The sequence below is a fragment of the Streptomyces sp. NPDC059851 genome, assembly GCF_042732005.1.
In the GTDB taxonomy this organism is placed as follows: Bacteria; Actinomycetota; Actinomycetes; order Streptomycetales; family Streptomycetaceae; genus Streptomyces.
On sequence record NZ_JBHWJJ010000199.1, the window covers coordinates 1 to 10,721 of the forward strand.

Here is a 10,721-nt window from a genome sequence, read left to right on the forward strand (position 1 = left end):
GGGCGTTGGTGCCGCTGTAGCCGAAGGACGAGATGCCGGCGCGGCGCGGGCGGCCGGTCTCGGGCCATGCCCGCTGCTCGGTCAGCAGCTCGATGTCGCCGGCGGACCAGTCGACGTAGGGCGTCGGCTCGTCGATGTGGAGGGTCTGCGGGAGCAGCCCGTGGCGCATGGACATGACCATCTTGATGACGCCGGCGGCGCCGGCGACGGCCTGGGTGTGCCCGATGTTCGACTTGACCGAGCCCAGGAGCAGCGGCCGGCCCTCCGGCCGGTCCTGACCGTACGTGGCCAGCAGTGCCTGGGCCTCGATCGGGTCGCCGAGTCGTGTGCCCGTGCCGTGGGCTTCGACCGCGTCGACGTCGGCGGCGGTGAGGCCGGCGTCGGCGAGGGCCTCACGGATGACGCGCTGCTGCGAGGGGCCGTTCGGGGCGGTGAGGCCGTTGCTGGCGCCGTCCTGGTTGACGGCGGTGCCGCGGACCACGGCGAGGACGGGGTGCCCGTTGCGCCGGGCGTCGGAGAGCCGCTCCAGCAGGAGCAGGCCGACGCCCTCGGACCAGATCGTGCCGTCGGCGGCCGCGGCGAACGCCTTGATGCGTCCGTCCCCGGCCAGGCCGCGCTGCCGGCTGAACTCGGTGAAGGCACCGGGCGTGGACATGATGGTCACGGCGCCCGCGAGGGCCATTGCGCATTCGCCGCGGCGCAGGGCCTGGGCGGCGAGGTGCAGGGTGACGAGCGACGAGGAGCAGGCCGTGTCGATGGTGACGGCCGGGCCCTCCAGGCCGAAGGTGTAGGAGATGCGGCCGGAGACGACGCTGGCGGCGTTGCCGGTGCCGAGGTGGCCTTCGAGGCCGTCGGCGTCGTCGAGCCAGAGCTGGAGGTAGTCCTGGGCGTTGGAGCCGACGAACACGCCGGTACGGCTGCCGCGCAGGGCGGTCGGGTCGATGCCCGCGCGTTCGAACGTCTCCCAGGTGGTTTCCAGCAGCAGGCGCTGCTGCGGGTCCATGGCGAGGGCCTCGCGCGGGGAGATCCCGAAGAAGGCGGCGTCGAAGTCGGCGGCCCCGTGCAGGAAGCCGCCCTCGCGGACGTAGCTGGTGCCCTCGCGGTCGGGGTCGTCGCTGTAGAGGGTGTCGAGGTCCCAGCCGCGGTCGGCGGGGAAGGCGGTGATGCCGTCGCGGCCCTCGGCGAGCATCCGCCACAGGTCCTCGGGGGAGGTGATGCCGCCGGGGAAGCGGCAGCTCATGGCGACGATCGCGATCGGGTCGTCGTCGTCCGCAGCGGTGGCGCCGGCCGCCGAGGCCGCGCGTCGGCGGGCCGGGAGGCGGCCCGCGCCGGGCGTGCCAGCCCCGGTGGGGGTGTCGTCCGCGAGGTCGCCGAGGAGTTCCTCGCGCAGGTAGTGGGCGAGGGCGGTGGCCGTCGGGTAGTCGAAGACGAGGGTGGCGGGCAGGCGGCGGCCGGTGGCCTCGCCGAGCAGGTTGCGCAGTTCGACGGCGGTGAGCGAGTCGAAGCCCAGCTCCTTGAAGGAGCGGCCCGGTTCGACGGCGGCGGCGTTCGGGTAGCCCAGGGCCGCGGCGACCTGCTTGCGTACGAGGTCGAGGAGCGTGCGCTCCTGCTCGGCGGCCGCGAGGCCGGCCAGGCGCTGCCGCAGACCGGAGGCGCCCGCCGCCGCGGCACCCGCGGCGCCCGCGGACCGGCGGGCGGGGACCCGTACGAGCCCGCGCAGCAGCGGGGACAGGGCGCCGGTGCGGGCCTGGGTGCGCAGCCCGGCGGGGTCGATGCGCATCAGGACGGGTACGGCCTCGTCGAGGCGGTGCGCGAGGTCGAACAGGTCGAGGCCCTCGGCCGTGGTCAGCGGGGGCAGCCCGCCGCGGGTCATGCGGCTGACGTCGGCGTCGGTGAGGCTGCCGGCCATGCCCGAGCCGTCGGCCCACAGGGCCCAGGCCAGGGAGGTGGCGGGCAGGCCGAGGGACCGGCGGTGCCGGGCGAGCGCGTCGAGGAAGACGTTGGCGGCCGCGTAGTTGCCCTGGCCGGCTCCGCCGAAGACGCCGCCGATGGACGAGAAGAGGAGGAACGCGGAGAGGTCGAGGTCCCGGGTCAGCTCGTGCAGGTGGACGGCCGCGTCGACCTTGGGGCGCAGGACGGCCGACAGGCGTTCGGGGGTGAGTGAACCGATCACGCCGTCGTCGAGGACACCGGCGGTGTGGACGACCGCACCGAGCGGGTGCGCGGCGGGTATGCCCTCCAGTACGGCGGCCAGTGCCTCGCGGTCGGCGACGTCACAGGCCGCCCAGGTCACCGAGGCGCCCGCGGCGGCGAGGTCGGCGGCGAGGCGCTGGGCCTCGGGGGTGGAGCCGCCGCGGCGCCCGACGAGCAGCAGGTGCCGTACGCCGTGCTCGGCGACGAGGCGGTGGGCGATCAACCCGCCGAGGAGGCCGCCGGCCCCGGTGACCAGCACGGTCGACTCCGGCGCGTACACGACTCCCGCTGCCGCGGGCTGCTGCCCCCCGTCGGTCTCCCGGGGGACACGGGCGAGGCGGGGCACGAGGACGGTGCCGGCGCGCAGGACGACTTCCTGCTCGCCGGCGGCCCGGGCGGCGGCGAGGGCGGAGGGCAGGGCGCGTACGGAGTCGTCGGTGCCGTCGGTGTCGAGCAGCAGCAGCCGGTCCGGGTTCTCGGCCTGGGCGGAGCGCAGCAGGCCGCGGACGGCCGCATGGGCGGGGTCGGTGACCGTGTCGGCCCCGGTGCCGCCCGTACCGGTGGCGACCGCGCCCGAGGTGAGGACGACCAGCCGGCTGGCGGCGAACCCGTCACCGGTGAACGGCTCCTCGCCCAGCCAGGTCTGGGCGAGGCCGAGGGCGTGGTGCGTGGCCCGGTGCACGGCCTCCGCGGACAGCTCCGGCGCGGTGGCGCCGGCGGGCACGTAGGCGGCGAACACGACGTCGGGGACGGCTGCTCCGGCGTCGACGGCGGCGGCCAGCTCGGCCGGGTCCGCGTAGACGACGACGTCGTCGGCGCCCGCGCCGAGAAGGGCGGAGGGGCCCTCCGCCCCGAGGACCGCCCAACGACCGCGTGGGCCCGCACCGGGGTCCTCGCCGGCTTCGGCAGCGGTCGCAGTCGCGGTCGCGGTCGCGGTGGGCAGTGTGGTCCACTCCGTGCGGAACACCGACTCGTGGTGGGCGGTGCGTGCCGCCCGGACCTGCTCGGCCGACACGGCCCGAAGGACGAGCGAGTCGACGGTCGCGACGGGGGCGCCCGTCACGTCCGCGATCTCCAGGCGGACACCGTCGCCCGCACCGGTCGGGGCGAGGTGCACGCGCAGGGCATCGGCGCCGCTCGCGTGGAGGGTCACGCCGCTCCACGCGAACGGGAGCCGGCCCTCGCCCTCGGTGCCGCCCAGCACGCCGAGGCCCAGGGTGTGCAGCGCCGCGTCCAGCAGCGCCGGGTGGAGGCCGAAGTCCCGGGCCGCGGCGGCCGTTTCCTCGGGGAGGGCGACCTCGGCGTAGACGCCGTCGCCGTGCCTCCATGCGGCGGTGAGGCCGCGGAACGCCGGTCCGTAGCCCATGCCGACCTCGGCGAGGTCGGCGTAGAGGCCGTCCGTGGGGAGGGGTTCGGCGCCGGCCGGGGGCCATTGGCCGGCCGCGAACACCGACCGGGCGGGGGCGGCGCCGCGGGCCAGGACACCGCCGGCGTGCCGGGTCCAGGGCTCGTCGGCGGCACTGTCCTGCGGGCGGGAGGACAGGCTGAAGGAGCGCCTGCCGGAGCCGTCGGCGTCGGCTGCGCCCACGTTGATCTGCAGCTGCACGCCGCCGCGTTCGGGCAGGACGAACGGCGCTTCGAGCGTCAGTTCCTCGACGGTGTCGCAGCCGACCTGGTCACCGGCCCAGACCGCCAACTCGACGAAGGCCGTGCCGGGCAGCAGGACACTGCCCATGACCTGGTGGTCGGCCAGCCAGGGGTGGGTGGTGGCGGACAGCAGGCTGGTGAACGCGAATCCGTCGGAGTCGGCGAGGGCGACCATCGCGCCGAGCAGCGGGTGTGCGGCCTCGCTCAGTCCAGCCGCGGTGAGATCGCCGATCCGGTGGCCCGGCTCGATCCAGTAGCGCTGCCGCTGGAAGGCGTAGGTGGGCAGGTCGGCGACCCGGCGGGCGCCGGTACCGGCGAAGAAGGCCTGCCAGTCGACGCGGATGCCGTGGGCGTGGGCCCGGGCGAGTGCGGTGACGAGCGCCTCGGCCTCGTCGCGGCCCTTGCGGAGGACGGGCACGAAAACGGCGTCCTCGGTCACGCAGTCCTGTGCGAGGGCGGACAGCACGGCGTCCGGGCCGAGTTCGACGTAGGCCGTCACGCCGGCGGCTTCCAGGGCGCGGATGCCGTCCAAGAAGCGGACGGCCTCGCGGACGTGCCGCACCCAGAACTCCGGCGAGGCCATCTCGTCGGTGACGAGGGCGCCGGTCAGGTTCGACACGACGGGGATGTGCGGGGCCTCGAAGGACAGTCCCGCCACCACGTCGCGGAAGTCGTCGAGCATGCCGTCCATGTGCGGCGAGTGGAACGCGTGGCTGACCGTCAGCCGCTTGGTCTTGCGGCCCCGGGCCTCGAAACCGGCCGCGATGGCGGCGGCGTCCTCGTCACCGGCCACGACCACCGACTGCGGACCGTTGACCGCGGCGATGCCCACCCGGTCGCCCTCGCCGATCAGCGGCAGGACCTCGTCCTCCGAGGCCTGGACGGCGATCATGGCCCCGCCGGCCGGGAGCGCCTGCATCAGCCGGCCGCGGGCCGCGACCAGCGCACACGCGTCATCCAGGGACAGCACCCCGGCGACGTGCGCGGCGGCGATCTCACCGATCGAGTGACCGGACACGAAGTCCGGCCGCACACCCCACGACTCCACGAGCCGGAACAGCGCCACCTCGACCGCGAACAGCGCCGGCTGCGCCCATTCCGTGCGGTCCAACAGGCCCGCGTCCGACCCGAACAGCACGTCCTTCAGCGGGAGTGCGAGCTTCTGGCAGGCGTCGTCGAGGGCCCGGGCGAACACGGGGAAGGTGTCGTACAGCCCTCGGCCCGTGCCGAGCCGCTGGCTGCCCTGCCCGGTGAACAGGAAGGCGACCTTGCCGCCGACCGGCGAGCCGGTCACGACGCCCGCCGCCGAGCCGCCCTCCGCCAGCGCGGCCAGGCCGGCCAGCAGGCCCTCACGGTCCGCGGCCACCACCGCGGCGCGGTCCTCGAACTGCGCCCGGCCCGCTGCCAGCGACCACGCGGTGTCGAGCGGTGCGGTCCCGTGCTCCCGGGCGTACGCGAGGAGCCGCGCCGCCTGCTCGCGCAGGGCGTCCCGGCCCTTCGCCGAGAGGAGCCAGGGCACGACCTGCGCCGACGCCGGCCGCGGCGCGGTGTCGTGGGGCTGCTGCTCCGGGGCGCGGTCGGCCTCCGGGGCCTGTTCGATGATGGTGTGGACGTTGGTGCCGCTGACGCCGAAGGCGGAGACACCGGCCCGGTACGGGCGCCCGGTCTCCGGCCACGGCCGCTGCTCGGTGAGCAGGGAGACCGCGCCGGCCTCCCAGTCGACGTGCGAGGTCGGGGCGTCGACGTGCAGGGTCTTCGGTAGCACCCCGTGCCGCATCGCCATGACCATCTTGATGATGCCGGCGATGCCTGCGGTGTTCTGGGTGTGCCCGATGTTCGACTTCAGGGAGCCCAGCCACAGTGGCCGGTCCGCCGGGCGGTCCTGGCCGTACGTGGCGAGCAGGGCCTGGGCTTCGATCGGGTCGCCCAGGGTCGTGCCGGTGCCGTGGGCCTCGACGGCGTCGATGTCCGCGGGGGTGAGCCGGGCGCTTTCCAGGGCCTGCCGGATGACGCGCTGCTGCGCGGGCCCGTTCGGTGCGGTGAGGCCGTTGCTGGCGCCGTCCTGGTTGACGGCCGAGCCGCGGACGACGGCCAGGACGCGGTGGCCGTTGCGGCGGGCGTCGGACAGGCGTTCCACGAGGAGGACGCCGACGCCCTCGGACCAGCCGGTGCCGTCGGCGGCCTCGGCGAAGGACTTGCAGCGGCCGTCGGGCGACAGGCCGCGCTGGCGGCTGAACTCGACGAAGACGTCCGGGCCGGCGAGGACGGTGACGCCGGCGGCCACGGCCAGCGAGCACTCGCCCTGGCGGAGGGCCTGGACGGCCATGTGCAGGGCGACGGAGGAGGACGAGCAGGCCGTGTCGACCGTGGCGGCGGGGCCCTCCAGGCCGAAGACGTAGGCGAGGCGGCCGGAGACGACGCTGGAGGCGGTGCCGGTGAGGAGGTGGCCCTCGACGCCGTCGGGCAGGTCGCCCGAACCGGCGCCGTACGCGTTGGCGGACGCGCCGACGAAGACCCCGGCCCGGCTGCCGCGGAGGGTCGTCGGGTCGATGCCGGCCCGTTCGAAGACCTCCCAGGTCGTCTCCAGCAGGAGGCGCTGCTGGGGGTCCATGGCGAGGGCCTCGCGCGGGGAGATCCCGAAGAAGGCGGGGTCGAACTCGGGTGCCTCGTACAGGAATCCGCCGTGGCGGGCGTAAGTGGTGCCGGGGTGGTCGGGGTCGGGGTCGTACAGCGACTCGACGTCCCAGCCGCGGTCGGCGGGGAAGCCCGAGATGGCGTCGCCGCCGCCCTCGACGAGCTTCCACAGGTCCTCGGGCGAGGCGACTCCGCCGGGGAAGCGGCAGCTCATGCCGACGATCGCGACGGGTTCGCGGGAGGCGTCGGTGAGCTCCTGGTTCCGGCGGCGCAGCCGCTCGGTTTCCTTGAGGGAGGCCCGCAGCGCTTCAACGACTTTTTCGTTCGGGGTGGTCATCATTTGCTCCGCACTTCGGGCACGTCAGAAGTTGCTGTTGTGGGTCGTGTTGCCGGGGGTGTCGCCGTCCTCGGGGCCGTCACCGCCGTCGAGGGCGAGGTCGAGGAGGTCCTGGAGGTCCATCTCGTCGATGGACGCGACCGGGTCGGCGGTGTCCGGGCCGACGGTGTCGGCGGCCGGGGTGTCCGGTCCGGCGAGCTGGAGGAGGGTGTCGAGGAGTCCTGCGGCGCGGATGCGGCCCAGGGGGATGGTGGTCAGGATCCGGCGCAGTTCGGCGTCCTGCGGGTCGGTGTCCAGGTCCGCCGCGCCGATCCCGCCGGCCGTCGCGCCGCCACCGGCTTCGCCGGTGAAGAGGGTGCGCAGGAGGTGGCGGGTCAGGGCCCGCGGGTTGGGGTAGTCGAAGACGAGGCTGGACGGCAGCCGCAGGCCGCAGGCGGAGCCGAGGCGGTTGCGCAGGTCGACCGCGGTCAGCGAGTCGAAACCGAGGTCCTTGAACGCCCGGTCGGGTGCGACGGCGTCGGCGGACGGGTGACCGAGGGCCACGGCCGCGTGCTCGCGCACGAGGTCGAGGAGGGCGGTCTCCCGGTCGTCCCCCGAGAGTGCGGTCAGCCGCTGCAACAGGTCCGCGGACGGGTCCGTGGCCGTGGCCCCGCCGTCGGGTGCCGATTCCGCGCGCAGTGCGGCGCGCACTTCGGGCAGGTCGCCGATGAGCGGGCGGGGTCGAGCAGCGGTGAACACCGGCGCGAACCGTGCCCAGTCGACGTCGGCGGCGGTGAGCGCCGCGTCCCGGCCCGCGAGGGCGCGTTCCAGCACCAGCAGGTTCGTCGCCGGAGCCACGGGCGGCAGCCCGCGCCGGGTGAGCTGCTCCTCCGCGTCGCCCTCGGCGGCCATGCCGCCGTCGGCCCACGGTCCCCAGGCGATCGCCGTGGCGGCGAGCCCGCGGGCGGCGCGGCGTTCGGCGAGCGCGTCGAGGAAGGTGTTCGCCGCGGCGTAGGCTCCCTGGCCGCCGCTGCCCCAGGTGCCGGCGATGGAGGAGAACAGGACGAACGCGTCGAGGGAGTCGGGCGCCTCGAACAGCGCGTCGAGGTGGACCGCCCCCGCGGTCTTGGCGGTGACGACCCGGGCGAAGCCGGGCAGGTCGCTGCCGGTGCCGGGCGGCTGGGAGACTCCCGCGGCATGGACCACGGCACGGACCGGGGTGCCGTCGGCGGCGAGGCCCTCGACGAGCGCTGAGAGCGCGTCCCGGTCGGCGACGTCGCAGGCGGCGAGGGTCACGGCCGCGCCGAGCGCTTCGAGCTCCGTACGGATCGCGGCGGCTCCGGGCGCGTCGGCGCCGCTGCGGCTGACGAGGACGAGGCGTTCCGCGCCGCGTTCGGCGAGGCGCCGGGCCACGTGGCGGCCGAGGACGCCCGTGCCGCCCGTGATGAGCACGGTGCCGCGGGGGGTCCACCGGGCGGTGGGATCGGTGTCGACCGGGGTGGCGCGGACGAGGCGGCGTACGAGGGTTCCGGCGGGGCGGATCGCGATCTGGTCCTCGTCGCCGGCGCCGGCCAGGGCGTCGGTCAGCCGGGTCAGGGTGCGCTCGTCGCACGCCTCGGGCAGGTCGACGAGTCCGCCCCAGCGGGCGGGGTGCTCCAGGGCGACGACCCGGCCCAGGCCCCAGACCTGGGCCTGCGCGGCGCCGCCGAGGGTGTCACCGGGGGCGGCGGCGACGGCGTCGCGGGTGATGCACCACAGGGGTGAGTCCGCGCAGCCGGGGTCCGCCTCCGGGTCGGTGAGCACGGAGGTGAGGGCGTGGGTGAGGGCGAGTCCGACGGGTGTTCCGGGGTGCTCGGGGTGCGGCCGCTCGTCGAGCGCGAGCAGCGACAGGATGCCGGTGACCGGCTCCGGCCCGTCGGCCGCCGCTCCCGGGGCGCCGCGCAGCCGCTCGTGGAGGCGGGCCCGGAGCACTGCCGGGTCGCCGTCGACGGCGTCGAGGGGGAGCGTCAGGATCCGGGCGCCGCCGTCACTCATGTGGTCGGTCAGGGCGCGGACCCACGGGTCCTCCGCCTGCGGGGCGGGTACGGGGACCAGCCAGGTGCCCCCGGGGGCTGCAGCGGTCCCGCTGCGGCCGGTCCACGGCTGCCAGGTGACGCGGTAGAGGAGGGAGTCGGCCTGCGCCTGTGCCTGCCGGCCGCGCCGCCAGGCGGAGAGGGCGGGCAGGGCGGCGCCGAGCGGCTGGTCGCCGTCGACGTCGAATTCGTCGGCGAGCGCGGCCAGGTCGGCCCGCTCGACCACGTCCCAGAAACGGGCGTCGGCCTCGCTCACGGCGGGGGCGCCCTGCGCCGCCCCGCCGGCGGGTGCGGCGGCGGGCTCGGGCCAGTGGCGCCGGGACTGGAAGGGGTAGGTGGGCAGGTCGACGCGCCGGGCGCCGGTGCCGGCGTAGAACGCCGACCAGTCGATGGCCGCGCCGTGGGCGTGGGCCCGGGCGAGGGCGGTGACGACGGTCTCGGCCTCGGGGCGGCCCCTGCGCAGGACCGGCACGAACACCGCGTCCTGCGTCACACAGTCCTGGGCGAGCGCGGACAGCACTCCGTCGGGGCCGAGTTCGAGGTACGTGGTCACGCCGGCGGCCTCCAGGGCACGGATGCCGTCCAGGAAGCGGACCGCCTCACGGGCGTGCCGGACCCAGAAGTCGGCCGAGGCCATCTCGTCGGTGACGAGGGCGCCGGTCAGGTGGGAGACGACCGGGACGCGGGGGGTGCCGTACGACAACTCCTCGGCGATCTTGCGGAAGTCCGCGAGCATGCCGTCCATGTGCGGCGAGTGGAAGGCGTGGCTGACGGTGAGCCGCTTGGTCTTGCGGTCGGAGAACGACGCGGCGACCGCAACCGCCGCGTCCTCGTCACCGGCGATGACCACCGACTGCGGACCGTTGACCGCGGCGATGCCCACCCGGTCGGTCAGCAGCGGTGCGACCTCGTCCTCCGCGGCCTGTACGGCGATCATCGCGCCCCCGGCGGGCAGTGCCTGCATCAGCCGGCCGCGGGCGGCGACCAGGGTGCAGGCGTCGTCCAGGGACAGCACCCCGGCGGCGTGGGCGGCGGCGATCTCACCGATCGAGTGCCCGGACAGGAAGTCCGGACGCAGTCCCCGGCTCTCCACGAGCCGGAACAGCGCCACCTCGACGGCGAACAGCGCCGGCTGGGTGTACTCGGTCCGGTCCAGCAGACCGGCGTCGGCACCGAACAGCACGTCCTTCAGCGGCATTTCGAGGTGGGCGTCCATTCGGGCGCAGATGGCGTCCAGTGCCGCGGCGAACACGGGCTCGGCCTCGTACAGTTCCCGGCCAGTCCCGAGCCGCTGGCTCCCCTGCCCGGTGAACAGGAAGGCCAACCGGCCCCCGGACACCGTCCCGCGGACCAGCCCCGGCGCCGGCTCGTCGGCCGCGAGGGCGGCGAGGGCGTCCAGCAGGCCGGAGCGGTCGGCGGCGGCGAACGCCGCCCGGTGTTCGAGACCGGCGCGGCCGGTGGCCAAGGAGTACGCCAGGTCCACGGGACCGGGGCCGTCCCCGGTCTCGCCGTGGGTGACGGCCTCGGCCACGGGCAGCAGCCGGGCGGCCTGGGCGCGGAGCGCCTGCGGGCTCCGCGCCGACAGGACGTAGAGGAGGGGTCCGGCGCCGGGGGCCGTCGGGGCCGGGGCGGGGTCGTCCGCGGGCTCCGGGGCCTGCTCGATGATGGTGTGGGCGTTGGTGCCGCTGATGCCGAACGACGACACCGCGGCGCGGCGCGGCCGGCTGGTCCCGGGCCAGGGCGTGGCTTCGGTCAGCAGGGCGATGTCGCCCGCCGTCCAGTCCACGTGCGGGGTGCGCTCGTCCACGTGCAGGGTCCGGGGCAGCACGCCGTGGCGCATGGCCATGACCATCTTGATG

Annotated in this window: 2 protein-coding genes; both read right to left on the reverse strand. The window is 75.7% G+C overall.

The features are described 5' to 3' along the window. Window positions 1-6,814, reverse strand: a 6,814-nt coding sequence (locus tag ACFV7Q_RS36555) for a type I polyketide synthase (protein WP_385435247.1), incomplete at its 3' end; no start/stop codon positions are given. Window positions 6,815-6,835: 21 nt separating this feature from the next. Then, window positions 6,836-10,721: SDR family NAD(P)-dependent oxidoreductase (locus ACFV7Q_RS36560; RefSeq protein ID WP_385435248.1), on the reverse strand; the 3,886-nt coding region annotated here is incomplete at its 5' end.